The sequence below is a fragment of the Reyranella sp. genome, from assembly GCF_965279625.1.
Taxonomy (GTDB): domain Bacteria; phylum Pseudomonadota; class Alphaproteobacteria; order Reyranellales; family Reyranellaceae; genus Reyranella.
On sequence record NZ_OZ257251.1, the window covers coordinates 240,393 to 264,050 of the forward strand.

The window sequence follows — 23,658 nt, forward strand, 5'->3', positions numbered from 1 at the left end:
GACGGCGCGACCCTGCGCTCGGCGGAATGTTTTAGGGGAACGTGCAATGACGAGATGGTGGGCGGCGATCGTGGGCATGCTGGCGGCATCCGCGGCAATGGCGCAGGACCGTACGCGCCTCGAGGTCTACTCGACCCTCGAGATCGAGAACCTCAACGACTTCAAGAAGACATTCGAGGCGGAGAATCCCGACATCGAGATCCAGTGGAATCGCGATTCGACGGGCGTCGTCACGGCGAGGATCCTGGCCGAGCAGGGACAGCAGCGCGCCGATGCGATCTGGGGGCTGGCGGTCACGTCGATGCTGCAGCTGGACCAGCGCGGCCTGCTCGAACCCTACGCGCCGAAGAACCTGGCGGCGATCAAGTCCGCCTTTCGCGATCCCTCGAATCCGCCCGCCTGGGTCGGCATGGAAGCCTGGGTCGCAGCCGTCTGCTTCAACACCATCGAGGCGGGGAAGCTCTCGCTGCCGAAGCCGCAATCCTGGTTCGATCTGCTGGATCCGCGCTTCAAGGGCAAGCTAACGATGCCCCATCCGGCCTCCTCGGGGACGGGGTACTTCCACGTCTCCGCCTGGATCCAGACGTTCGGCGAGGCCAGGGCCTGGGAATTCATGGACAGGCTCCATGACAACATCGCGGTCTACGAACATTCCGGAACGAGGCCCTGTCGCCAAGCGGCGGCGGGCGAGTTCCCGGTTGGGATCTCCTACGAGCTGGCGGCCGCTAGCGCCCGTCAGAAGGGCGCACCGATCGAGGGGCTGATGATGAAGGAGGGCGGTGGCTGGGACATGGACGCCGCTGCCATTCTGCGCGGCACGAACAAGCCGGAGGCCGCGCGCCGCCTCATGGACTTCGCGGCCAGTCGCCGCGCCAACGAACTCTATGCCTCGTTCGTCAGCCAGGTCGCGATGTCCGGCATCGCCAGCAACATCCCCGACTATCCGGCGGGCGTCGCCCAGTCGATGATCAGGAACGACTTCGCCTGGGCTTCGGAGAACCGCACGCGCATTCTCGCGGAGTGGGCCAAGCGCTACGACGGCAAGGCCGCGAAAAAGTAATCACGCGGCTTGTTTCTTGCCGCCGCCGATCTTGGACTCCGTGCCGTTGAGCAGGCGCGCGATGTTCTCGTGGTGGCGCACCCAGACGAGCGGCACGAGCAGCGTGAGCAGCATCGCGGCGCGCGGATCGGTGAGGAACCAGGCGGCGATTGCGGCGATCACGACGCTGAGCAGGGCGGCCAGGGACGAGTAGCGGAAGGCCGCGGCAAACAGCAGCCAGGCCGCGCAGGCGATGGCGCCGACCGGCCAGGACAGGCCCCACATGACTCCGAGCGTCGTGGCGACGCCCTTGCCGCCCTTGAAGCCCAGCCACACCGGAAACATGTGCCCCAGCACGGCGCCCGCGGCGGCACCGACGGCGGGCAGCTGGCCCACCTGGTCGGCGATCAGCACGGCCGCGACCCCCTTCAGGGCGTCGAGCAGAAGCGTCGCCGCGGCCAGCCCCTTTCGACCCGTACGCAGCACGTTGGTGGCGCCGATATTGCCGGAACCGACGTTGCGGATGTCGCCGAGGCCGGCCGCGCGCGTCAGCAGCAGGCCGAACGGGATCGAGCCCATCAGGTAGCCCATCAGGAATGGGCCGGCCATCAGGATCAGGGTCGAGACCATGGCCGCGTCCTTACGGGCTCAGCAGCCTGCAGTTCGTCGAATCGACATAGGCCGTGGTCGGCGGTCCGATCAGTTCCGTCGTGATCTGCTCGCCGGGCTGGATCGACACCGGCCCGTAATAGGCGTCCTCCAGGGCGCGGCTGCCGTTCATGAAGGTGCAGACCGCCTGGGTTTCGACCGCGCGCTGGATGTTGGATTTCAGCACGATCGTGACCTGCCAGTAGCGTGACGGGCCGTAGGTCAGGTTGTTGGCGCCGATGGTGACCAGCGGCTGCGGCGTCGCGAAGTTCGGCACCGGGCGCGGCCCGCTGCGGCGGGCCTGCGGCTGCGGCTTCGGACCCATGGCCTCCGGCGGCCGGTAGGTGGACTGGCTGGGATCGAACGCCGCGTTGGGATCGTAGGGCGCGGGTCCGGACGACGCGGGCGCGCCGAGCGGCTGCGGGCTGCCCAGGGTCGCCGTGCCGCCGCCGGGCACACCGAGCGGTTGGGGTGTCAGTGGGGCGGCATTGATCGAGGAGCCGGTGCTTGGCATCGGCGAAAGCGGAGTCGGCGTCGCCTGTAGCGGCGTCGGGGTCGGAGCGGGGATCGCTGTGGCGGGCGCCGCTGCCGGCGCCTGCACGCCGCCGACCTGGGTCTGAAGACGATCGTAGCAGGTGAGCCGCGCCTGGGTTTCCGTCATCTCGCCGCAGATCTGGATATGACGCGTCAGCGCGTCCAGAAGGTCGTCGCGCGACCCGCCGCGCTGCTGGGCCTGGGCGGTGCCGGCGAGCGCGACGGACGCGACGCCGAGAAGAAGTGAGTGCCGGAGCATCATCGGTTCCCCGTTGAAAGACGATACGACCATATCAGACCAAATGGCCGATTGAAGGCGGCCGTTAGGCGAGAGCGGCCGCTGTCGCGAAACTGTCGTCGCGATAGATCGTCCGGCCGCCGACGATCGTGGCCAGAACGCGGCCCTGCACCGGCCGCTCGTCGAACGGCGAGTTCTTGGTCTTGCTCCAGAGATCGTCGCGATCGATCTTCCAGGCATAGTCGGCGTCGAACAGCACCAGATCCGCCGGGGCGCCCTTGGCGAGCTTGCCGGCCGGCAGGCCGAACAGGGCCGCCGGTGTCGACGAGAGCAGCTGGAACAGCCGCGGCAGGGTGAGATGGCCGCCATGCACCAGTTCCAGCGAGATCGCCAGCAGGGTCTCCAGCCCGATGCCGCCCGGTTCCGCCTGGGCGAAGGGCACGCGCTTGCTGTCCTGGTCCTGCGGCCGGTGATCGGAGACGATGGCGTCGATCGTGCCGTCCTTCAGGCCCGCGACGACGGCCAGGCGGTCCTTCTCGGCGCGCAGCGGCGGTACCAGCTTGCCGAAGGTGCGATAGTCTCCGACAGCGAGATCGTTCAGCGCAAAGTAGGGTGCCGCTGTATCGCAGGTGATCCTGAGGCCACGCGCCTTGGCGGCGGCGATCACCTCGACCGATTCCGCCGTCGAGATCTTGGTGAGATGCATGCGCCCGCCCGTCATCTCGGCGAGCCTGATGTCGCGTTCGACCATCATCACTTCGGCGAGCGGCGGGCAGCCCGACAGGCCAAGCCGCGTCGCCGTCGCGCCGCTCGTCATGGTGCCGCCGGACAGCGCCGGTTCCTGCGGCAGGTGGACGATCAGGGCATCGAAGGTCTTGGCGTAATAGAGAGCGCGGCGCATGACTTGGGCATTGGCGACGGCATGGTCTGCATCGGTGAAGGCCACGGCGCCGGCCTCGGCGAGCAGCCCGATCTCGGCCAGTTCCTTGCCTTCGAGGCCCACGGTCAGTGCGCCATAGGCATACATGTTAGCCAGCTTCACCTGGCGGGCGCGACGGGCCACGAACTCGATCAGCGACGCGTCGTCGAACGGCGGCTCGGTGTCGGGCAGCAGCACCAGCGAGGTGATGCCGCCCACTGCTGCTGCCGTGCCGGCGCTTTCCAGCGTCTCCTTGTGCTCCTCGCCGGGCTCACCCGTATGGACGCGCGTGTCGACCAGGCCGGGCGCGAGATAGTAGCCGCGGCAGTCGACCGACTGGATGCCGTAGGGCGCGCCCGAGGCGAACAGGTTGGGACCGAAGTCTGCGATCTTGCCGTCACTGATCAGGACGGCACCGAGATACTCGGCATTGCCGGTCGGGTCGACGATACGGGCGTTGATATAGGCGGTCGAGCCGGCATGCGGCGGCGCTGTCTTGTCGATCTTTCCGCTCACGCCACGGCTCCGAACTGGTTGCGCTGTCCGCCAATCAGGGCATCGAGGCAGGCCATGCGAACGGTAACACCCATCTCCACCTGCTCGTGGATGACGCTCCGGTCGAGATCGTCGGCGACTTCCGAGTCGATTTCGACGCCGCGGTTCATCGGGCCAGGGTGCATGATCAGCGCATCGGGCTTGGCGTATTGCAGCTTGGCCCGGTCGAGGCCGAAGAAATGGAAGTATTCGCTGATCGAGGGGACGAACGAGCCCTGCATCCGTTCGGTCTGCAGCCGCAGCATCATGACGATGTCGACGTCCTTCAGGCCGGTCTTCATGCTGTAGTGGACCTCGACGCCCATTTTCTCGATGTCGGTCGGCATCAGGGTCGGCGGACCGACCACGCGGACGCGGGCGCCCATGATCTGCAGAAGGTGGATGTTCGAGCGCGCCACGCGGCTATGCATAATGTCGCCGCAGATGGCCACGAGAAGACCTTCGAGGCTGCCGCGTCGTCGTCGGATGGTGAGCGCGTCGAGCAGCGCCTGGGTCGGATGCTCGTGCTGCCCGTCACCGGCGTTGATGACGGCACAGTTGACCTTCTGCGACAGCAGATTGACGGCGCCGGACTCGTGGTGGCGCACGACGATGGCGTCAGGTCGCATGGCGTTGAGCGTCATCGCCGTGTCGAGCAGTGTCTCGCCCTTGCGCACGGAGGAGGTGGCGACATCCATGTTGATGACGTCGGCACCGAGTCGCTTGGCGGCGACCTCGAAACTCGTCCGCGTGCGTGTCGAATTCTCGAAGAACAGGTTCATGATCGTACGGCCGGCGAGCCTGTCGCGCCGTTTGTCCACGGACCTGTTCTGGTCGATGTAGGTTTCAGATAGGTCGAGCAAGCCCGAAATCGTTTCAGGCGAAAGACCTTCGATGCCGAGAAGGTGGGGCAACCTCGGCACGCCCGCGCGATTGTTTGTCACTAAAGCGCGACGTTAAGCACGCACGCACGGCGCTCGCAAGGAAGCGTTTTGGTGGATAACCGACGAGACGGAATTCAGGCTGCCGGCCGTGGTCCGGTATAGCGCGCGCGAGGCCTGATCAGCGCACCGTGTGCGGCTTGTTCGATCGCGTGGGCGATCCAACCGACGGTACGTCCAAGAAGGAACAGGGCCAACGCCGAATCCTTCGGCAGGCCGAGAACCCGCTCCAGCGTGACCGTCGCAAAATCGACGTTCGACTTGCGGTCGATCTGCTGCTCGACGGCGGCTGCCACGCGTTCGGCGAAGGCCAGCTCTGCAGAGCCGGGGACGAGTTCGTGCATCATGGCGAAGAGGGATGCGGCCCGGATGTCACCGTCCGGATAGAGCTGGTGACCGAAGCCCGGGATGTAGACCCGCTCGCTCACCCGGCGTGCGATCTCGGCGTCGATGTCGGGCTCTTCCGCAAGATCGGCGAGGAGAGCCGCCACGCGGCGCGTCAGGCCACCGTGACGCGGGCCGTTGATCGCCACCAGACCCGCCATTGTCGAGGCATAGAGATTGGCGCCTGTCGAGGCGACGACGCGCGCGGCGAAGGCGGACGCGTTGAACTCGTGGTCGGCCGACAGGACGAGCGCGGCCCGGATCAGCGGCGCGTGCTCGGGCGGGACCTTCCAGGCCGCGGCGACCTGGTCGTGGACCGGGCGGTCGGACAGAGGCTGGCCGGTCACCGCCGCCGCCAGCAGCCGCAGGATGCGCACGCCGGTCTCGAGCATGGCGGTCCGATCCTCGACCCAGCTCGGATGATCCCAACGCGACGCCGCGGGGAGGAGGACGAGGCAGGCATCGACCGGCGGCAGGGCGGAGGCGGCCTGCCAGGCGCTGCGCAGGGCGGCCGACATCGGCGGCAGGTTGCGGGGGGCGAAGGGCCGGTCGTCGCAATCCCAGAGAAGTTGCGCGCTCTGCTCCAGGGAGCTGTTGCGGGCCAGCCGCGCCGCATCCTGGCCGCGATAGTAGAGCCGTCCGTTCTCGATCAGCGTGAGCGAGGATTCCAGCACGGGGGTGCCGAAGTCGAGTGCATGGGCGGCGATCGACTCCGCCTTGCGGCCGACGTCGCGGCGCCGCTTGAGCTGCGCGACATCATCGGCCCTGTAGCGCCGCTCGCGCTGGCCGTTCGTGCCTTCCGAGCGAAGCAGGCCGCGACTCACATAGGCGTAGAGAGTTGCGGCCGACACGCCGAGGCGCCGCGCCGCTTCCTTCGAACTCAGCCATTCGGTTGCCATTTCTTATTATGGATTGATTCAGTCAATATTGACAATACATAGGCTGGCTCGAATGTTGGCCCCGACTCAACAAGGGGATTTGCGATGCTGCAGACACGGGTGGACAGCGGGCTCGACGGCGTGATCGTGGCCGACACGGTGATGAGCGAGGTGGATGGGGAGGCCGGCCGGCTGATTGTCCGCGGGCAGGCGATCGAGGACCTCGTCCGCACACGTGGCTTCGAGGGTGTTGCCGCGCTCCTCTGGGAAGGGTTTGCCGAGGGCGGAGGCGACGAGGCTGCGGTCCGTGCGGGACTTGCGGCGGCACGCGTTCGCGCCTTCGTGGACGTACCTAAGCTGCTCACGGCCACCACGGGCCTCAACCCGGTGGAGGGGCTGCGCGCGGGCCTCGGCATGCTCCCCGACTCGGACCCCGTGCCGCACCACTATCTGGTCTGCGGCGCGCTGCCGGTCTTCCTGGCCGCGCTGCTGCGGGCTGCTGATGCCAAGCCCGCGCTGGCGCCCGATCCGACACTGACGACCGCACAGGATCTTCTGCGCATGATCCGCGGCAGCCGTGCCGACGAGGTCTTCGAAAAGGGTCTCGATACCTATCTCGCGACGGTGACCGATCACGGATTCAACGCCTCGACCTTCACGGCCAGGGTCGTCGCCTCGACGCGGGCCGGGCTGATCTCCTCGGTGCTGGCGGCGCTGTGTGCGCTGAAGGGTCCGTTGCATGGCGGCGCGCCCGGCCCGGTGCTCGACATGTTCGACGAGATCGGGTCGCCCGAGCGCGCCGAGGCGTGGCTGGACGACGCCTTTGCCAAGGGCACGCGCCTGATGGGCTTCGGCCATCGCGTCTACAAGAAGCGCGATCCGCGGGCCGACGTGCTGAAGCACGCCGTGGCGACGCTGCCGCAGACTTCCGGGCGGCTGGCCTTCGCAGTCGAGGTCGAGCGCAGCGCCATCGCGTCGTTGCGCAAATACAAGCCGAAGCAGCGGCTCGACACCAACGTCGAATATTACACGGCACTCCTTCTGGAAGCGCTCGATATGCCGCGCAGCGCGTTCACCGCCTTGTTCGCCGTCGGGCGCGCGGCAGGCTGGTGCGCGCACATCTTCGAGCAGGAGAAGGGCGGGCGCCTGATCCGGCCGCAGTCGACCTATGTCGGACCGAGGCCGGAATGAGCCTTTAAGCGCGGCGCACGGTGGCGCCGCGCCAGGTACGGGCGCGCGTCCCCGTGGCGTCGAAGACCCAGAGGATCACGTCGGCGCCGGTCGGCGTGAAGGTGGCGGTGAAATAGCGCCGCCAGAAGCTGCCGTCTGCGTGGGTGAACAAAGCCTCGGTGCCGAGTTGATTCGGCCGAACCGTCAGACTGGCGGAACGCGGCATCGCGCGCGCATCGGCCGAGCGCAGCAAAGCGACACCGCCCGTGACCTGGCCGAAAAACATCGTTTCTCCCACCTCATCCGTCTGCATCGGCCCGCCATCGATCCGCAGCCAGACGGCCGGCCTGTCATCGACGCTGCGCACCGCGAACTGAACCGCGAAGGGCGTACCGCCGCCGAATTCCTCCCGCGGTGACGGAGGCGGCGGGACGATGTCCTCCAGCGGGATCGAGCGATAGAAGCGGGCGGTGCCGGCATAGGTGCCGAGCCAATCCGCCCAATGAGCACGTTGTGCCTGCGCGGGCGTCGCGGCGAGCAGCAGGCCGGTGACAGCAAGTGCGCGCCGCCGCGTGATCATGAGCGTGCGGCCCTAGCCGGCAAGGGCAGGCTGCTCCTCGTAGGTGGCGAAGAAACGGCGACCCGATCCCCGCTGGTTCTCGTAGATCGAGCCCTGGTGATCGGCCGGTGGCAGCGGCATGCGAACCGGGGCCGGTCGCACGCGCGGCTCGATCGTCGGCTCGCCCAGCACCATGCGGCTGTTGAACTCGTCGAAGTCGGCGACGCCCATCAGCGGCCAGGCATCGGCGGCGGCATATTCGTGCAGCAGGAGGCGGCGCTGGCGATTGGACCGGTTGAGCGCCGAGCCATGGACCAGCCGCGCATGATGGATGGTCATCGACCCGGCCGGACCCATGAGCGGCACGGCCTTGCCCACATCGACGCCGCTCGCCTGCGGATCGAACGCGCCGCAGAAGCGGCCATTGGCATGGTGATCGTGGACCGGGCCGTGGTGCGTGCCCGGCACCACCATGAGCGGGCCGTTGGCTTCGTCGCAATCGTCGAGATAGAGGCCGATCGCCAGCACATCGTCGTTGCTGTGCGGATAGAAGGCCCAGTCCTGGTGCCATTCGACCGGCGAGCCGTAGCCGGCCGACTTCATGTTGAGCTTGCCGCCGTGCAGGCGGATGGCCGGGCCGATGAGCTGCGACAGGAGAGAGGTGATCTTGGGATCGCGCGCCAAGTCGCGGAAGAAGGCGTGGCGCTTGAACATCGCGGGTTTCAGCCGGCGGACGCGCGGCATCGTCGCGCTGTGGCTGGGCTCGAGGTCGTAAAGATCGTCGTTGGCGGACACGCCGCGCGCCTCCGAAACGAGCTGGTCGGTCAGCCGTCTCAGTTCGGCCAGCTGTGCACCCTCGATCAGGCGCGGGATCACGAGAGAGCCGTCGCGGCGGTAAGTCTCGATTTGATGATCGGTCAGCATGCGGAAATCATAGCACGTGAAGCCCGCATCATCGATAATCGCGCCATGACGAGCCGTGCCCTTTTTCCGACCCTTGTCTACCGCGAGTCGCTCGTCGACCCGCGCTGGAGGCGCTTCAACCAGGATCTCGCCGACGAGTGCCAGTCGCTGGCGGCCTCGGATGCGGCGGGGCAGCGCTGGTCGGCGAAGAACTATCTCGGCGGCTATACGTCCTATGGTTCACTCGACCGTCTGCACCTCGTCTCCTCGCTGTTCGACAGGCTGCGCCGGCGCATCGATCCGCACGTGAAGAGCTTCGCGCGTGACCTGCACTACGATCTTGCCGGCCGGACTCTCGAGATGAGCGATTGCTGGGCCAACCTCATGCCGGCCGGCACCGTCCATTCGATGCATATACATCCGACCTCCTTCGTCAGCGGCACCTACTACGTGTCGGTGCCGAAGGGAGCGGGGGCGATCAAGTTCGAGGACCCGCGGCTCGGCTTTCAGATGGCGGCGCCGCCGCGTCGCGCCGATGCACCCGAGGCCTGTCGCGCCTTCGTCAGCCTGGCGGCGCACGATGGCGATCTTGTGCTGTTCGAAAGCTGGCTGCGCCACGAGGTGCCGCCCGCGCACTTCTCCGGCGAACGCATCTCGATTAGCTTCAACTATGCCTGCCCGCCAAAGGCCGGGCGCTGAAGGAATGCCGATGCGCCTCATTGCCCTGGTCCTTCTTCTGGTCGCCACTGCCGGCGTGTCTGCCGTTAGAGCGGCCGACGAGCTGCCGATCTTCGACGCGCACATGCACTACAGCCACGATGCCTGGTCGGTGGTGCCGCCACAGGAGGTGGTCGAAATCCTGAAGAAGGCGGGCATCAAGCGCGCCATGGTGTCGAGCTCGAACAACGAGGGCACCAAGATGCTGCAGGACGTGGCGCCGGGCATGATCGTGCCCGAGCTGCGGCCCTATCGTTCGCGCGGCGAGATCTCGACCTGGGCCAGGGATCCGACGCTGATCCCGTACCTCGAGGACCTGTTGTCGAAGCGCAAGTACAGGGCGATCGGCGAGTTCCATATCTATGGCGCCGATGCCGACCTTCCCAACGTGCGCCGCGTCGTCGAACTCGCGAAGCAGTACGGACTCTTCCTGCATTCGCATTCCGACGCCGACGCCGTGACTCGCCATTTCCAGCAGGACTCCGCTGCCAAAGTCCTGTGGGCGCATTCGGGTTTCGAACGCCCGGAGAAAGTGCGCGAGATGTTGCGCAAGTATCCGACGCTGTGGTGCGATCTCGCCTTCCTGACGTCGCATGTCTCCAACGGCAAGGTGGCGCCGGGCTGGCGCGAGCTCTTCATCGAGTTTCCCGACCGCTTCGTGCTGGGCAGCGACACGTTCACGCCGGAGCGCTGGCACTACGTGATCGAGAACGCGCGCTGGTCGCGGCAATGGCTCTCGGACCTGCCGCCCGACGTCGCGCGCAAGATCGCCTACGAGAACGGAGACCGGCTGTTCGGGGGCGCCCCGTGAAGTTCGCTGCCGCGTTGCTGGGAGTTTTTCTGGCGACGCCGGCGTGGGCCGACTGTCCGCTCGATCTCGGCCGCGGCACGGGGTGGGTCGTCTTTTCCGATCACTACCTGATGGCGTTCCGTCCCGATCCGTTGCGCATCGAGGTGGGCGAGCCCTTCGCGTTGGTCCTGAATGTCTGCACCAAGAGCGGCGATCCCGCCGAGCTGCTGGCCGTGGATGCCAACATGCCCGAGCATCGCCATCTGATGAATTACCGTCCCAGCATCGTCGCCAAGGGCGACGGCCGCTTCAGGGCCGAGGGCTTCGTATTCCACATGCCCGGACGCTGGGAGATCACCTTCGACGTGCGCGCGGGCGAGGAAAGCGAACGCCTGACGCACGACATCATCCTCAAGTGATCCGGTTGCTGCCGCTGGTGGCGTCGTTGCTGGTGGCAGGGGCCGGCGGCGTGCACGCGCAACAGCTCCTGGACTGGTCGCCGGAGGAGGTCAGGGCAGTCGGGCAGCACGGCCCCTGGCCTCCACCACGGGTGCGCGATCCCTCGAACAGGGTGTCCGGCACGCCGGCGGGGATCGCACTGGGCGAGCACCTCTTCAACGACCCGCGCCTGTCGGGCGACGGACGCATGAGCTGCGCCACTTGTCACCAGGCCGGTCGCGAGTGGAGCGACGGACTCGCCAGGGCGCGCGGAGCGGTCGAACTCGACCGTCGCACGCCGTCGCTCTGGAACATCGGCTATCTCCACTGGTTCGGGTGGGATGGGGCAGGTGACTCTCTTTGGGCTCAGAGCATCCGTCCTTTGCTAGACCCGCGAGAGATGAGCGGGGGAGCGACGCGGGCTGCCGGGTTGTTGCGCGGCGATGTCACGCTTGCGTGCGGCTACGAGAAGGCCTTCGGGAGCAAACCCGGAACCGACGATGAGCATCTTCTGGTGGACACGGCCAAGGCGCTGGCGGCCTTCCAGGCGACCCTGGTCAGCCCGCGCACCTCGTTCGATGATTTCCGCGATGCCCTGTTGGCCGGCGATCGCGAGCGCGCGTCAGGCTATCCTCTCGCGGCGCAACGCGGCCTCAAATTGTTCATCGGTGAGGGCAACTGCAACCTCTGCCATCTCGGACCGCGCTTCACGAACGGAGAGTTCGGCGACATCGGCATTCCGTTCTTCGTGCGTCCAGGAGAGGTCGACCAGGGGCGGCTGGGCGGGTTGGGGCGGCTGGCAGCCAGTCCGTTCAACCTGCTCGGCAAGTACAATGACGATGCCACCGCGAACAGCACGCGGCGAACTCGGCACGTCCAGCGACTGCATTCCAACTTTGGGGAATTCCGCGTGCCCGGCCTGCGTCAGGTGGGGCGCGGCGGCCCCTACATGCACAATGGCAGCCTTGATACACTCGAAGACGTCGTGAGGCACTATTCGGAGGTAAGTCCCGATCGTCTGCACAGCGACGGCATTGCACTGGTGCGGCCGCTCGGCCTGACGACGGAGCAGAGCGCCGATCTCGTGGCCTTTCTGCGTTCGCTCGGCGCTGAGCCGCCGGCTCGCCCAACACCACCGCCGCTTTGCCCTTAGGCTCGACAGTTACTTGATCGCAAAAGCTTCGAGCCTTTTTCCACTCTTGAGCGCAGCCGTCAGCCATCTCGGTCGATTACCGCGACCGGCCCAGGTCTCTTCTGCGTTCTTAGGGTTGCGGTAAAGGGGCGGCAGCTCTCTTCCCTTGAGTGGATGCGATTTGCCGCGACGCTCCGAACCAGCCCTACCAGGAACCGCTCCACGAAGGTCGGCAATAGCTTCGATCAACATCATGCGCTGCTTTGAAATGCGTATCTCGATTTCGGCGTCGAGCTGCGCGCGCATCGCGACCAAGTCATCAAAGGCCATCGACTTAATCTTCATGCTTCCCGATCCTCGTCCTTTCGTAAGGTATGATGAAGTACGCGCGAAGATCGAAGAGTGCAATATGATTGCAAGAATGAAGCGTGCGTTGCTCGTGCAGAGATTTTCGCTGCGGCGCCGTTCAGATTGTGACTATCTTGTCCGATAGAGTTCAGCGCAAGCGCGCAATAACGCTTTCAAGAATCCAGGCAGCGGCGGCCGCATCGACGCGTTCGGCGCGCTTTGCGCGTGTCATGTCATAGTCGTCGATCATGCCGCGCGTCACCGCCGCAGTGCTGAGTCGTTCATCCTGGAAGATGATGGGCAGGGCGGCGAGTGCAGGCGCGCCATGGTTCTGGATGTTCGTCACGAACTGCCGCACCGATTGGCAGCGCGGACCTTCGGTGCCGTCCATGTTGAGGGGCAGGCCGACCGCAACCGCCTTGACGTCGTGCTTGCGGGCGAGGTCGGCCAGGGTGGCGAGATCCGCAGCAAGCTTCGTGCGCTTCAAGGTGGTGAGGGGCGTCGCCAGCATCCGAAGGACGTCGGACGTCGCGATACCGATGGTCTTGCTGCCGAGATCGAGTGCCATTAATCGGCCGTCACGCACCAGCAGCGCCTTGAGTTCGGGAAAGTCGATGACCGGCATTTCAGAGAGCCTTACCTTTGAGCCAGGTTTCCGTATGGTCTGCAACGCGCTCCCAGCCCGGCTGACCAAGCACCCAGTGTCCCTGGTTCTCATACTCGACACAGTCGGAGACATGGCCGAAATGTTTCGCGATACGGCGGACGACGCCCGGAGGCACGAGCCTGTCCTTTTCCGCGGCAACGAAGAGCAGCGGTGACGTCACGCTTCGCGGATCGACAGTCGCAGCCTTCGACCGGTCGAGCCAGGGCAAGCCGATCTCGAACAGCGCACGTCCCGACTCGTGAACGAATGCCGAATGCTCCTTCACGCCCAGGGTGCGATCCGCCGTATTGAAAGTGTAGGAAAGTGCCTCGCCGAGAGTCGCCCTGTGAGACTTTCGCCACCAGCCCCAACGAGCCTGGATCCGGGCGAAGGCCATGAGGTTGGACGGCCTGATGGCGATAGTGCTCGACGGCGGGGCGGGGGTGAGCAGAACACCGGCGCGTCCGAGGCCCTTCGCGCACAAAAGCAGCGCCAGCAACCCGCCCATCGAATGGCCGATGATCACCGGCTTTTCCGGAAGGGCCAGGATCATCGTCTCGAGATCGGCGACATAGTCGAGCAGGCTGGTCTCACCCAGCGGTGCAGGAGGCGCATCCGGCGACACGTCGTGGTGCCGCAGAGAGTGTGCAATCGTTTGCCACCCGCGGTCGTGCAAGAACGGGCGCCAATGATGCCATACGTCGGCCGTTCCCCACATGCCGTGAATCAGGACTGCCAAGCGGGCCATCGCCAAGGTTATAAGGCGTGCAGCGGACCGGGTCGACACGGTCCAATGAAAGGTGCTCGGACACGGTGACAGATACTCTCTATGCCCTGCTCGCGATTGCGATCGTTCTCACCGTCGTGAGTGTGCTGGTGCCGCTCGCCGAACGATTCCGGCTTCCGCACACCGTGCTGCTGGCCATCGCCGGCATGGGCATGGGCTTCCTGGGATCTTGGATCATCAGCCGCGGCGTCGACCTCGGCGTTCTCACCGACGCTTTCGTCGGTCTCGACAAGCTCGAGGTCGGTACCGAAGTGTTCCTGCCGCTGTTCCTGCCGCCACTGCTGTTCACGGCCGGCCTCACGATCGACGTGCGGCGCCTGATGGACGAAATTCACGCCGTTCTCCTGCTGGCGGTCGTTGCGGTGCTCGTCTGCATCGCCTGCGTGGCCGGGGTCGTCCATTTTGCGACCGGCATCGATATCGTTGTCTGTCTCCTGCTCGGTGCGGTCGTGTCGACGACCGATCCGGCCGCGGTCATCGGCATTTTCCGCGACGTTGGGGCGCCCAAGCGGCTGTCGATCCTGGCCGAGGGCGAATCGCTGCTGAACGACGCAGTGGCCATTGCAGCCTTCGGTCTGTTCATGGGCATCCTGGTGGCGCGTGCGTCCTCGGATCCATCGGCCGCCATGCCGGCCGACCCGACCGCAGCCATTGGCGTGTTCCTGCGCGAGTTCGTCGGCGGCCTCGTTCTGGGCTTCGCCATGGCGAGAGTCGCCATGATGATCCTGCCGCGACTGGGTGATTCGGATGCCGCCATCGCTTCGGTCACCGTGAGCCTGACCTATCTCTGTTTCATCGTGGCCGACCGCTACATCCACGTTTCCGGCGTGGTCTCCGTCGTCATGGCCGCGCTCACCGTGGCGGCCTACGGGCCGACCCACCTCCATCCAAGGCAATGGACGGCGTTGCGCCAGCTCTGGGCCCAGCTTGAATTCTGGGCCAACTGCCTCATTTTCGTATTGGCATCGATGATCGCCGCCGATGTGCTGCTCAAGATCAGCTGGCTTTATATCTGGGGTGTCGCGGCGGTTGCTGTCGGCGCGTTCTCGGCCAGGGCTCTGGTCGTCTTCGGCATGCTGCCGGTGCTCGAGACCCTCAAGCTCGTCCAGCCCGTGAACCGCCGCTACAAGGCGATCCTGGTCTGGGGAGGCTTGCGCGGCGCGGTGACGATCGTCCTGGCCATGGTCGCTGCCGGCCACCAACAGCTTCCCGAGGAGACCCGCGACTTCATTGCCATCTCGGCGGTCCTGTTCGTGCTGTTCACGCTGTTCGTGAATGCAACGACGCTGGGGCTGGTGATGCATCTGTTCGGGCTCGACAAGCTCAGCCGCCTCGAGCTGGCGCTGCGCGACCGCGTCCTTGCGCTCTCGCGGATCAACGTCGAGCGGCATCTGCAGCAGATCATCCGCCAGCACAACGAGCGTACGGATGGTTTTGCGGTCGATCCGGCCTCCGCCGGCGACCCCGCCGCGGAGCCCGTTCCACCGGACCTCGCTCTCGATCTGGAGGAGCGGGTCAAGATCGGCCTGGTGACGCTCTGTACGCGCGAGAAGGAGCTCTATCTGGAGCTGTTCCAGCAACAGATCCTGTCGCGTCGCATGGTTGCGATCCTGGCCGCAAACGCCGACCGCCTGATCGACACGGTGCGCGACAAGGGCGTGCAGGGCTACGAGGAGTGGCTGGAGGAGATATCGAAGCCCGACTATGGGTTTCGCGTCGCGCTCTGGCTGCATCGACGCTTCGGCTTCGAGCGCCTGCTGACCGATCGGCTGGCCGACCGCTTCGAGATCCTGATGGTGTCGCTCAGCGTCCTGGGGGAACTCGCGGTTTTCAACGCCAACTCCATTGCCGACCTCCTGGAGCACGACGCCGAGGAACGCCTCGCCGCCTTGATCGCCAGCCGCCAAGCGGGTGTGGAGGGCGCGCTCAAGGCGCTCTCGTTGCAATATCCCGGCTACTCGGAGTCGGTGCAGCAGCGCCAGCTCGAACGGGCCGCCATTCGCTTCGAAGCTGCGGAATATGTCCGCCGCCTGCACGAGGGCATCATCAGCCGCGAGGTCTATAACGACCTCCGGGACAAGCTCGCCGAACGGCGCGGCGCCGTGAGCCAGCGTCCGCCGCTCGACCTAGGCCTCGAACTGCAGGCCATGATCGGCCGTGTGTCGCTGTTCGCGGCGCTGGACCGGGAGACCATCGTCCAGGTGGGCAAGCGGCTGCGCGCCCTCGTCGCCTTCCCGGGAGAGAAGATCGTCGCGGTTGGCGCGCCTTCCGACTCCATGTATTTCGTTGCGGCGGGTGAGGTCACCGTCCATGTGCGGGGGCTGCAGATCACGCTGAAGGAAGGCGACTTCTTCGGCGAAATGGGCTTGCTCACCTCGCAGCCACGCAGCGCTGACGTAACCGCAGACGGCTATTGCCACCTCCTGGTGCTCTACAAGAAGGATTTCGACAAGGTGTTGGCCGGACGGCCGGAAGTGCGCGAGGCCGTCGAGGCCGTGGCGGCGCGGCGTGTGGCGGAGAACCAGGCGAAAGCCGTCTCCTAGTCGAGTTGCTCCTCTAGGGCAAAACGGCTACCAACCGCGATTACTGCTTTGTTTCTGGGCGTTTTGGAGTGCTGTGATGTCGCTCGACAAGGAGACCGTGGCGCGGATCGCGCGACTGGCCCGTCTCAAGGTTCCTGAAGAGGAGCTGGCGCCGCTGGCCGGCGAGCTTTCGGGCATTTTTGCCTGGATCGAGCAGTTGAACGAAGTCGACACCAACAATGTCGAGCCCATGTCGTCTGTCTCCGACGTCACGCTGCCCATGCGCGCGGACAAGGTCACGGACGGCGGCATCGCGGAGAAGGTGCTGGCCAACGCGCCGGGCGGCGCGGTCTATATCGATCCTTCGGACAGGAATGCCGGCGGCTTCTTCACCGTTCCCAAGGTGGTGGAGTAGGCGATGACGGCTCTTACCGATCTCACCATCGCCCAGCTCACTTCGGCGCTGACCAAAAAGGACGCGAGCGCCGTCGAGGTGGCCGAGGCGCACCTCGCCAAGCTCGACGAGCACCGCGCACTCAACGCCTTCATCACCGAGACGCCGGACAAGGCTCGCGAGATGGCCGAGGCCTCCGACGCGCGCCGCGCCAAGGGCGAGGCGGGCCTGCTCGAGGGCGTGCCGCTGGCGATCAAGGACCTGTTCTGCACCGAGGGCGTGCAGACGACCGCGGCGTCCAACATCCTCAAGGGGTTCGTGCCCCAGTACGAGAGCACGGTGACGGCGAACCTGTGGAAGTCGGGCGCGGTGATGGTCGGCAAGACCAACCTCGACGAATTCGCCATGGGCTCCTCGAACATGACCAGCCATTTCGGCGGCGTCGAGAATCCGTGGAAGCGCAAGGGCGACAACCGCAAGCTGGTGCCGGGCGGTTCGTCCGGCGGTTCGGCGGCCGCGGTCGCTGCCTACATGGTGCCGGGCAGCACGGGCACCGATACCGGCGGCTCGATCCGCCAGCCGGCGGCCTTCTGCGGCATCGTCGGCCTGAAGCCGACCTACGGCCGCTGCTCGCGCTGGGGCGTCGTGGCCTTCGCCAGTTCGCTCGACCAGCCGGGCCCGTTCGCCCGCACCGTCGAGGACACGGCGCTGATGCTGCAGGCCATGTCGGGCCATGACCCGAAGGATTCGACCTCGGCCCCGTTGCCGGTGCCGGACTTCGCAGCCGCGGCGCGCAATCCCGACATCAGGGGCATGAAGGTCGGCATTCCGAACGAGTACCGCGTCGACGGCACCTCCGAGGAGATCGTGGCCCTTTGGTCGAAGGGCATAGACATGCTGAAGGCGGCCGGCGCGGAGCCGGTCGAGGTTTCGCTGCCCCATACCAAATACGCCCTGCCGGCCTATTACATCGTGGCGCCGGCGGAGTGCTCGTCCAACCTGGCGCGCTACGACGGCGTCCGTTTCGGCCTGCGTGTTCCGGGCAAGGACCTGACCGAGCTCTACGAGAACACGCGCGGCGCCGGCTTCGGCAAGGAAACGCGCCGGCGCATCCTGATCGGCACCTACGTTCTGTCGGCCGGCTACTACGACGCCTATTACAAGAAGGCGCAGCAGATCCGGGCGCTGATCGCGCGCGACTTCAAGCAGGCCTTCGAGAAGTGCGACGTGCTGTTGACGCCGACGGCGCCGACGGCGGCCTTTGCGGCCGGTGAGCAGATGGATGATCCGGTGACCATGTACCTCAACGACATGTTCACGATCCCCGCGTCCATGGCCGGCCTGCCGGGCATCTCGGTGCCGGTAAGCCTCGACAAGGACGGGCTGCCGCTCGGATTGCAGCTCATCGGCCGCGCCTTCGACGAGGAGACGTTGCTGCGTGCTGCGGCCGCGCTGGAGAAGGCGGCCGCCTTCGGCGCGAGGCCTGCGGGATACTGAGCGCGCGGCGGCGACAGGGCCGCTGCCACATGGCAATCTTCCTTCATGAAACGTCGCGCGTTCAAACAGGCGACGAGCGAACGAGGGGGGATGGCAATGAACATGAAGACGGGTCCGGCGCGTCGCGCCTTTCTGGCGGGGGCCATTGCGGCCCCCTTCCTGGCGGGATCGGTCCGCGCGCAGGCTTGGCCCGCCCGGTCGATCACGCTGGTCGTTCCGTTCGCACCTGGAGGCGGGACCGACACCTTCGCCCGGCCCTTCGCGGCCAAGCTGTCCCAGGAGCTTGGACAGCAGGTGGTGATCGACAATCGCGCCGGCGCGGGCGGGACCGTGGGCGCTGCCATGGTCGCCAAGGCGAAGCCTGACGGTTACACATTCCTGCTGGGCTCCGTGCACCACGCCGTCGCGGTCACGGCCTACAAGCAGTTGTCGTACGACCTGGAGAAGGACCTGGCTCCGGTCACCAGCGTCGCCTCCGTTCCCGATGTTCTGGTCGTCTATCCCGGGATACCCGCCAAGACGCTCCAGGAGTTCATTGCCTACTGCAAGGCGAACCCGGGAAAGGTGAACTACGGCTCGGCCGGCCTCGGCACGACCCGCCATCTCGCGGGCGAGATCTTCAACGCAAAGACCGGGGCCGGCATGACGCATGTTCCCTACAAGGGATCGGGGCCGGCCACGGCGGCCCTGATCAGTGGCGAGGTCACGGCGGTCTTCGAGGGACTGGGCAGCGCGGCCCCCTACATCCGCAGCGGCAAGGCGCGGGCGCTGGCGGTGTTCACGGCCGAGCGATCACCCGCGTTTCCCGGGATCCCGACGGCCGCGGAGGCCGGACTACCCGGTTTCGAATCGCTTTCGTGGTACGGGCTGTGGGCGCCGGCGGGCACCGATGCTGCGGTCATCGCCCGCATGCAGGAGGCGGTCGCTACCGCGTTCGCCTCGGCCGACCTGAAGAAGATCTGGGACGAGCAGGGAGCTGCACCGGGCGGCGCGCCGACGGCGCGCTTCGCCGCCTTCGTCAAAGAAGAGATCGGCAAATGGGGCAAGGTCGTTCGCGACGGGAACATCACCATCGAGTGAGGCGCCAGCCCGTTGAACGGCTCGGCGGCTCGTTCGGATCGCAGGGCGAGAAGCCGGCCCTGTTTCGGGTCGAATGGCGGCTTTTCAGCCGGACGTTCCTCTCTTCGCCCGACCACTTGCGTTAGACTTCCGGAAACTCCGGAGGAACGACATGGCGGACTTCGATCTCGTAGTGCGTGGCGGCAACCTGGCGGACGGCACGGGCGCCGCGATCAGGGAAGCGGACATCGCGGTGAAGGACGGCAGGATTGCCGCCGTCGGCAAGGTGGGTGGCCAAGGCAAGGAAGAGATCGACGCCAAGGGCATGCTGGTCACGCCCGGCTTCGTCGACATCCATACCCACTATGACGGCCAGGCGACCTGGGATTCCTACCTGCAGCCCTCGAGCTGGCACGGCGTTACCACGGCCGTGATGGGCAATTGCGGCGTGGGCTTCGCGCCGGTGAAGATCGAGGATCGCCAGCGCCTGATCGAGCTGATGGAAGGCGTCGAGGACATTCCCGGCGCGGCGCTCGACGAGGGTCTCAACTGGTCGTGGGAATCGTTCGGCCAGTATCTCGATGCGCTCGATGCCAAGCCTCGCGACATGGATCTCGGCGCGCAACTGCCGCACGGGGCGTTGCGCGTCTTCGTAATGGGAGAGCGGGCGGCCCGCCTCGAGGAAGCGACGACCGAAGAAGTGGCGCAGATGCGCGCGCTGACGGCGCAGGCGATGCGCGATGGCGCGATCGGCTTCTCGACGTCGCGCACGCTGAACCATCGCACGGTGAAGGGCGATCCGACGCCGTCGCTGCGCGCTTCCGAAGAGGAGCTGCTCGGCATCGCGCTCGGCATGAAGGATGCCGGCCGCGGCGTCATCGAGTTCATCTCGGACTTCAACACGCCCAATCCCGAGAGCGAGTTCGAAATGCTCGACCGGCTCCTCACGGCGTCGGGCCGTCCGTTCTCGGTGTCGCTGGCGCAGCGCCATTCTCGGCCCGACGGTTGGCGTCGGCTGCTTGGCCTGGTCGAGGGCCTGGTCGCCAAGGGCCACAGCGCCAAGGCGCAGGTCGCGCCGCGGCCGATCGGCGTGCTGCAGGGCCTGCAGGCGAGCCGCATCCCGTTCTCGATGTGCGCCGCCTACAAGGAGATCCAGCACAAGTCGGTCGAGGAGCGGCTGGCGATCATGCGCGATCCGGCCTTCCGCGCCCGCATCCTCAAGGAGAGCAACGAGCCGCTGCGCTCGGAGATGGCGGCGCGTCTCACCGACTTCGACCGGATGTTCCCGCTGGGCGATCCGCCGAACTACGAGCCGCCGCAGGAAACCTCGTTCGGCGCCCGCGCCGCGCGCGAGGGCCGCGATCCGCGCGAGCTGATCTACGACTATCTGATCGAGGGCGAGGGCAAGAACTTCATCTTCGCGCCGTTCGCGAACTATGCGGCTTACAATCTCGACTGCTGCAGCGAGATGATGCAGAGCCCGCACACGCTGATCGGCCTCGGCGACGGCGGCGCGCATGTCGGCCTGATCTCCGACGGCTCGTTCCCCACCTATCTCCTGTCCCACTGGGGACGCGATCGCGCCTCCGGCCGGCTCGACGTGAGCTGGCTGGTGAAGCGTCAGACGCTCGATAGCGCCAAGGCCGTTGGTCTCAACGACCGCGGCATCGTGGCGGTCGGCAAGAAGGCCGACCTCAACGTCATCGACTTCGACAAGCTCCGCGTCGAGGCTCCGATCATGAAGTGGGACTTGCCGGCCGGCGGCAAGCGCCTGCTGCAGCGCGCGACGGGCTACCGGGCGACGATCGTATCGGGTCAGGTCACGTATCGTGACGGCGAGGCAACCGGCGCACTGCCAGGTCGCCTGGTGCGTGGCGCGCAGGCCGGCTGACCGGCCCGCGCGAGTTCGGCATCGAGGGCGATCAGTCGCCCTTGATGTCGTTGTCCTTGATGACCTTGAACCAGCGGTCCTGTTCGCTCTTCTGGTAGGCGGCGAACTCCTCGGGCGAGGTTGTCAGGATTTCCATGTTGAACTGGTCGATGAACTTCTGCGTCACGTCGGGCGCCAGCACGGCCTTCTTGATCTCGGCATGCATGCGGTCGACGATCGGGCGCGGGGTGCCGGTCGGCGCGTAGACACCCCACCACGAATAGGAAGGGAAGCTCTTGACGCCCTGCTCGATGAGGGTGGGCGTGTCGGGCAGCGCGGGTGTGCGTTTCTCGCCGGTTACGGCCAGTGCCCGCACCTTGTTGGCGCGGACATGCGGGCTGAAGGAGGTCAGGCTGCCGATGGCGACGTCGGTGACGCCGGCCAAGATATCCTGGTTGAGCGGTCCGCCGCCCTTGTAGGGGATCAGATTGAGGTCGACGTCGTTCTCTTTCCTGATGAGGGCCATCAGCACCAGCGCCTGGCTGGCGCCCAGCACGCCGACATTGACCTTGCCCGGTCGTGCCTTGGCGTCGGTTATCACCTCGGCGAAGGTCTTGTAGGGCCGGTCGGGATGCGCGCAGATTGCCTGCGGCGTGCGCCCGATCAGCATGACATTGAACAGCTCCGAATCCTTGTAGGGCAGGCCGGACGCGAAGGCGGGGTTGAGGATGTGGCTGTCGAAGGTCAGCATCCAGGTCTGGCCGTCGGGCGGTGACTTGGCCGCAATTGCCGAGCCGACCGCGCCGGTGCCGCCCGGCTTGTTGTCGATCAGGATGTTCCAGCCAGTGTTCTCGATCATCTTGGCCTGGATGATGCGCGCCACCGGATCGGTGGACCCGCCGGGCGGGAAGGGCACGATGATCTTGACGGCACCCTTGGGCCAGTCAGCCGCGCCTTGGGCGCGAACGAGGGCGGGTGCGCCCAGTGCGGCGGCGGCAGTGCCGACGAGCAGCGTACGGCGGTTGAACGTCGTCATGGATTCCTCCCTGCGGATACGTCTTGTTTTGGATGGTCCCCGGCGGCGACCGCTCCTTGAGCACGCTTTTACTTCAGCCGCTTCGACGACGGAAAGGACGATGTTGTGCCCAAAATGGGGCAGATACGGGGGCTGCGAGCAGGCCACCCCACCTCCGATCTTTTTGCCAAGCGGCGCGTCATTGGCTATCTAAAATCCATGTCGCTTATCAAAGGTGAAACCGGCGAGTGGGAGATCGTCCTGGGGCTGGAAGTCCATGCCCAGGTGATTTCCGACGCCAAGCTCTTCTCCGGCGCCCCGACCGTGTTCGGCGCCGATCCCAACACTCAGGTGTCGCTGGTCGACGCCGCCATGCCTGGCATGCTGCCCGTGATCAACGAGCGCTGCGTGGAGCAGGCGGTCCGGACCGGTCTCGGTCTCAACGCCAAGATCAACCTGCGCTCCATCTTCGACCGCAAGAATTACTTCTACCAGGACCTGCCGCAGGGCTACCAGATCTCGCAGTACAAGGACCCGATCGTGGGCGAGGGCGTGGTCGAGATCGATCTCGACGGCGGCGTCACCAAGAAGATCGGTATCGAGCGGCTGCATCTCGAGCAGGATGCGGGCAAGAGCATGCACGATCAGCATCCAAGCCAGACCTATGTCGACCTGAACCGGTCGGGCGTGGCGCTGATGGAGATTGTCAGCAAGCCCGACATGCGCACCGCCGACGAAGCGGCGGCCTATCTCACCAAGCTGCGCTCGATCGTGCGCTATCTTGGCACCTGCGACGGCAACATGGACGAGGGCTCCATGCGCTGCGACGTCAACGTGTCGGTGCGCAGGCCGGGCGGCGAGCTGGGCACGCGCTGTGAGATCAAGAACGTGAACTCGATCCGCTTCGTGAAGCAGGCGATCGAATACGAGGCGCGCCGCCAGGTCGAGGTGATCGAAGGGGGCGGCACGATCAAGCAGGAAACCCGGAACTTCGATCCGGGACGCGGCGAGACGCGTTCGTCGCGTTCGAAGGAAGACGCGCAGGACTACCGCTACTTCCCCGATCCCGACCTCCTGCCGCTGATCTTCACGCAGGACTATGTCGACCAGATCCGCGCGACCCTGCCGGAGCTGCCCGACGCGCGGAAGAACCGCTACATCAAGGATTTCGGCCTCTCGCCCTATGACGCGGGCGTGCTGACGGCCGAGAAGGCCACGGCCGAGTTCTTCGAAGCCGTTGCCAAGGGCCGCGACGCCAAGCAGGCCGCCAACCTGGTGACGGGCGATTTCTTCGCCATGCTGAACCGCCGCGGCGCCACCTTCGAGACCTCGCCGATCAGCGCCGCCAACCTCGGCAAGCTTCTCGACCTGCAGGCCGACGGCACGATTTCGGGTCGCATCGCCAAGGACCTGTTCATCGCCATGGAAGAGACGGGCAAGGACCCGGCCGTCCTGGTCGAGGAGCGCGGCCTGAAGCAGGTGACGGACACCGGTGCGATCGAGGCCGCCATCAAGGCCGTCATCGACGCCAACCCCGGCCAGCTCGCGGCCTACAAGGCGAAGCCCACGCTGTTCGGCTGGTTCGTCGGCCAGGTCATGAAGTCGACCGGCGGCAAGGCCAATCCGAAGGTCGTGAACGAGCTGCTCAAGAAAGCGCTCGACGCCTGACGATGGTCGCCAGGCTCTACGCCATGAC

The 23,658-nt window shown here is 66.1% G+C and carries 23 protein-coding genes; 12 read left to right on the plus strand and 11 right to left on the minus strand.

What is annotated here, in order from left to right; all coding sequences use genetic code 11:
- Positions 1-46: 46 nt before the first annotated feature.
- Complete coding sequence (locus ACQY78_RS01045) at positions 47-1,060, plus strand: putative 2-aminoethylphosphonate ABC transporter substrate-binding protein (protein ID WP_428681926.1); 1,014 nt, start codon at positions 47-49, stop codon at positions 1,058-1,060.
- Here ACQY78_RS01045 and plsY read toward each other — a convergent pair whose 3' ends face one another.
- From plsY to ACQY78_RS01070, 5 genes are all read right to left on the minus strand, one after another.
- Positions 1,061-1,669 (minus strand): glycerol-3-phosphate 1-O-acyltransferase PlsY, encoded by a 609-nt coding sequence (gene plsY, locus ACQY78_RS01050; protein ID WP_425065416.1) that lies wholly within the window; start codon positions 1,667-1,669, stop codon positions 1,061-1,063.
- Between the two features lie 10 nt (positions 1,670-1,679).
- Positions 1,680-2,483: a hypothetical protein gene (locus ACQY78_RS01055; RefSeq protein WP_428681929.1), complete on the minus strand. Its 804-nt coding sequence runs from the start codon at positions 2,481-2,483 to the stop codon at positions 1,680-1,682.
- Between the two features lie 61 nt (positions 2,484-2,544).
- On the minus strand, positions 2,545-3,894 hold the full coding sequence (pyrC, locus tag ACQY78_RS01060) for a dihydroorotase (RefSeq protein ID WP_428681931.1): 1,350 nt from the start codon (positions 3,892-3,894) through the stop codon (positions 2,545-2,547).
- The gene (locus tag ACQY78_RS01065; RefSeq protein ID WP_428681933.1) at positions 3,891-4,856 is read right to left on the minus strand and encodes an aspartate carbamoyltransferase catalytic subunit; all 966 of its coding nucleotides are present in this window, start codon (positions 4,854-4,856) and stop codon (positions 3,891-3,893) included. The genes pyrC and ACQY78_RS01065 overlap by 4 nt, the downstream gene beginning before the upstream one ends.
- Before the next feature lie 74 nt (positions 4,857-4,930).
- The gene (locus ACQY78_RS01070; RefSeq protein WP_428681935.1) at positions 4,931-6,136 is read right to left on the minus strand and encodes a citrate/2-methylcitrate synthase; all 1,206 of its coding nucleotides are present in this window, start codon (positions 6,134-6,136) and stop codon (positions 4,931-4,933) included.
- Between the two features lie 84 nt (positions 6,137-6,220).
- Here ACQY78_RS01070 and ACQY78_RS01075 point away from each other — a divergent pair, with 84 nt between their 5' ends.
- Entirely contained in the window at positions 6,221-7,306 is a 1,086-nt protein-coding gene (locus ACQY78_RS01075) for a citrate synthase/methylcitrate synthase (RefSeq protein WP_428681937.1), read from the plus strand.
- Between the two features lie 4 nt (positions 7,307-7,310).
- Here ACQY78_RS01075 and ACQY78_RS01080 read toward each other — a convergent pair whose 3' ends face one another.
- Positions 7,311-7,865, minus strand: a complete 555-nt coding sequence (locus ACQY78_RS01080; RefSeq protein ID WP_428681939.1) for a hypothetical protein — start codon at positions 7,863-7,865, stop codon at positions 7,311-7,313.
- A 12-nt stretch (positions 7,866-7,877) separates the two neighbouring features.
- Entirely contained in the window at positions 7,878-8,768 is an 891-nt protein-coding gene (locus tag ACQY78_RS01085; protein WP_428681941.1) for a phytanoyl-CoA dioxygenase family protein, read from the minus strand.
- A 45-nt stretch (positions 8,769-8,813) separates the two neighbouring features.
- Here ACQY78_RS01085 and ACQY78_RS01090 point away from each other — a divergent pair, with 45 nt between their 5' ends.
- Genes ACQY78_RS01090 through ACQY78_RS01105 form a run of 4 tightly spaced genes read left to right on the plus strand, consistent with a single transcriptional unit; the run spans position 8,814 to position 11,845 of the window.
- Positions 8,814-9,446 (plus strand): TIGR02466 family protein, encoded by a 633-nt coding sequence (locus ACQY78_RS01090; protein ID WP_428681943.1) that lies wholly within the window; start codon positions 8,814-8,816, stop codon positions 9,444-9,446.
- A gap of 10 nt (positions 9,447-9,456) precedes the next feature.
- Positions 9,457-10,275: an amidohydrolase family protein gene (locus tag ACQY78_RS01095; RefSeq protein WP_428681945.1), complete on the plus strand. Its 819-nt coding sequence runs from the start codon at positions 9,457-9,459 to the stop codon at positions 10,273-10,275.
- The gene (locus ACQY78_RS01100; protein ID WP_428681947.1) at positions 10,272-10,673 is read left to right on the plus strand and encodes a hypothetical protein; all 402 of its coding nucleotides are present in this window, start codon (positions 10,272-10,274) and stop codon (positions 10,671-10,673) included. Before ACQY78_RS01095 ends, ACQY78_RS01100 begins: the two co-directional genes overlap by 4 nt.
- Before the next feature lie 5 nt (positions 10,674-10,678).
- The gene (locus tag ACQY78_RS01105) at positions 10,679-11,845 is read left to right on the plus strand and encodes a cytochrome-c peroxidase (RefSeq protein ID WP_428681949.1); all 1,167 of its coding nucleotides are present in this window, start codon (positions 10,679-10,681) and stop codon (positions 11,843-11,845) included.
- A gap of 9 nt (positions 11,846-11,854) precedes the next feature.
- Here the strand turns inward: ACQY78_RS01105 and ACQY78_RS01110 are convergent, their stop codons facing one another.
- The 3 genes from ACQY78_RS01110 to ACQY78_RS01120 all read right to left on the minus strand — a co-directional run bounded on the left by ACQY78_RS01110 (position 11,855) and on the right by ACQY78_RS01120 (position 13,566).
- Positions 11,855-12,169 carry an H-NS family nucleoid-associated regulatory protein gene (locus ACQY78_RS01110; protein ID WP_428681951.1) on the minus strand — a complete coding sequence of 105 codons (315 nt, stop codon included), beginning with the start codon at positions 12,167-12,169 and terminating at the stop codon, positions 11,855-11,857.
- Between the two features lie 151 nt (positions 12,170-12,320).
- A complete protein-coding gene (ruvX, locus tag ACQY78_RS01115) occupies positions 12,321-12,797 on the minus strand; it encodes a Holliday junction resolvase RuvX (protein ID WP_428681953.1) in 477 nt (158 codons plus the stop codon).
- A 1-nt stretch (position 12,798) separates the two neighbouring features.
- Positions 12,799-13,566, minus strand: a complete 768-nt coding sequence (locus ACQY78_RS01120) for an alpha/beta hydrolase (protein ID WP_428686545.1) — start codon at positions 13,564-13,566, stop codon at positions 12,799-12,801.
- Between the two features lie 65 nt (positions 13,567-13,631).
- On the opposite strand from ACQY78_RS01120, the gene ACQY78_RS01125 reads away from it, so the two are divergent.
- The 5 genes from ACQY78_RS01125 to ACQY78_RS01145 all read left to right on the plus strand — a co-directional run bounded on the left by ACQY78_RS01125 (position 13,632) and on the right by ACQY78_RS01145 (position 20,968).
- Complete coding sequence (locus tag ACQY78_RS01125; RefSeq protein WP_428681955.1) at positions 13,632-16,148, plus strand: cation:proton antiporter; 2,517 nt, start codon at positions 13,632-13,634, stop codon at positions 16,146-16,148.
- Positions 16,149-16,224: 76 nt separating this feature from the next.
- Positions 16,225-16,542, plus strand: coding sequence for an Asp-tRNA(Asn)/Glu-tRNA(Gln) amidotransferase subunit GatC (gatC, locus tag ACQY78_RS01130; RefSeq protein WP_428681957.1), 318 nt, complete (start codon positions 16,225-16,227; stop codon positions 16,540-16,542).
- 3 nt (positions 16,543-16,545) lie between these two features.
- The gene (gatA, locus tag ACQY78_RS01135; RefSeq protein ID WP_428681959.1) at positions 16,546-18,018 is read left to right on the plus strand and encodes an Asp-tRNA(Asn)/Glu-tRNA(Gln) amidotransferase subunit GatA; all 1,473 of its coding nucleotides are present in this window, start codon (positions 16,546-16,548) and stop codon (positions 18,016-18,018) included.
- Positions 18,019-18,114: 96 nt separating this feature from the next.
- Positions 18,115-19,098, plus strand: coding sequence for a Bug family tripartite tricarboxylate transporter substrate binding protein (locus tag ACQY78_RS01140; RefSeq protein WP_428681961.1), 984 nt, complete (start codon positions 18,115-18,117; stop codon positions 19,096-19,098).
- Between the two features lie 151 nt (positions 19,099-19,249).
- Positions 19,250-20,968, plus strand: coding sequence for an N-acyl-D-amino-acid deacylase family protein (locus ACQY78_RS01145; RefSeq protein ID WP_428681963.1), 1,719 nt, complete (start codon positions 19,250-19,252; stop codon positions 20,966-20,968).
- Between the two features lie 31 nt (positions 20,969-20,999).
- Here ACQY78_RS01145 and ACQY78_RS01150 read toward each other — a convergent pair whose 3' ends face one another.
- The gene (locus ACQY78_RS01150) at positions 21,000-21,983 is read right to left on the minus strand and encodes a Bug family tripartite tricarboxylate transporter substrate binding protein (protein WP_428681965.1); all 984 of its coding nucleotides are present in this window, start codon (positions 21,981-21,983) and stop codon (positions 21,000-21,002) included.
- A 198-nt stretch (positions 21,984-22,181) separates the two neighbouring features.
- On the opposite strand from ACQY78_RS01150, the gene gatB reads away from it, so the two are divergent.
- Positions 22,182-23,630 (plus strand): Asp-tRNA(Asn)/Glu-tRNA(Gln) amidotransferase subunit GatB, encoded by a 1,449-nt coding sequence (gatB, locus tag ACQY78_RS01155; protein ID WP_428681967.1) that lies wholly within the window; start codon positions 22,182-22,184, stop codon positions 23,628-23,630.
- Positions 23,631-23,658 lie beyond the last annotated feature (28 nt).

Bases quoted from the DNA above. Each gene is read 5' to 3' on its own strand.
- gatB (WP_428681967.1), top strand. From the start codon at position 22,182: ATGTCGCTTATCAAAGGTGAAACCGGCGAGTGGGAGATCGTCCTGGGG.
- ACQY78_RS01095 (WP_428681945.1), top strand. From the start codon at position 9,457: ATGCGCCTCATTGCCCTGGTCCTTCTTCTGGTCGCCACTGCCGGCGTG.
- ACQY78_RS01070 (WP_428681935.1), bottom strand. From the start codon at position 6,136: ATGGCAACCGAATGGCTGAGTTCGAAGGAAGCGGCGCGGCGCCTCGGC.
- plsY (WP_425065416.1), bottom strand. From the start codon at position 1,669: ATGGTCTCGACCCTGATCCTGATGGCCGGCCCATTCCTGATGGGCTAC.
- ACQY78_RS01145 (WP_428681963.1), top strand. From the start codon at position 19,250: ATGGCGGACTTCGATCTCGTAGTGCGTGGCGGCAACCTGGCGGACGGC.
- ACQY78_RS01120 (WP_428686545.1), bottom strand. From the start codon at position 13,566: ATGGCCCGCTTGGCAGTCCTGATTCACGGCATGTGGGGAACGGCCGAC.
- ACQY78_RS01075 (WP_428681937.1), top strand. From the start codon at position 6,221: ATGCTGCAGACACGGGTGGACAGCGGGCTCGACGGCGTGATCGTGGCC.
- gatA (WP_428681959.1), top strand. From the start codon at position 16,546: ATGACGGCTCTTACCGATCTCACCATCGCCCAGCTCACTTCGGCGCTG.
- ACQY78_RS01045 (WP_428681926.1), top strand. From the start codon at position 47: ATGACGAGATGGTGGGCGGCGATCGTGGGCATGCTGGCGGCATCCGCG.
- ACQY78_RS01090 (WP_428681943.1), top strand. From the start codon at position 8,814: ATGACGAGCCGTGCCCTTTTTCCGACCCTTGTCTACCGCGAGTCGCTC.
- ACQY78_RS01055 (WP_428681929.1), bottom strand. From the start codon at position 2,483: ATGATGCTCCGGCACTCACTTCTTCTCGGCGTCGCGTCCGTCGCGCTC.
- gatC (WP_428681957.1), top strand. From the start codon at position 16,225: ATGTCGCTCGACAAGGAGACCGTGGCGCGGATCGCGCGACTGGCCCGT.
- ACQY78_RS01110 (WP_428681951.1), bottom strand. From the start codon at position 12,169: ATGAAGATTAAGTCGATGGCCTTTGATGACTTGGTCGCGATGCGCGCG.
- ACQY78_RS01150 (WP_428681965.1), bottom strand. From the start codon at position 21,983: ATGACGACGTTCAACCGCCGTACGCTGCTCGTCGGCACTGCCGCCGCC.
- ACQY78_RS01140 (WP_428681961.1), top strand. From the start codon at position 18,115: ATGAACATGAAGACGGGTCCGGCGCGTCGCGCCTTTCTGGCGGGGGCC.
- ACQY78_RS01085 (WP_428681941.1), bottom strand. From the start codon at position 8,768: ATGCTGACCGATCATCAAATCGAGACTTACCGCCGCGACGGCTCTCTC.
- ACQY78_RS01080 (WP_428681939.1), bottom strand. From the start codon at position 7,865: ATGATCACGCGGCGGCGCGCACTTGCTGTCACCGGCCTGCTGCTCGCC.
- ruvX (WP_428681953.1), bottom strand. From the start codon at position 12,797: ATGCCGGTCATCGACTTTCCCGAACTCAAGGCGCTGCTGGTGCGTGAC.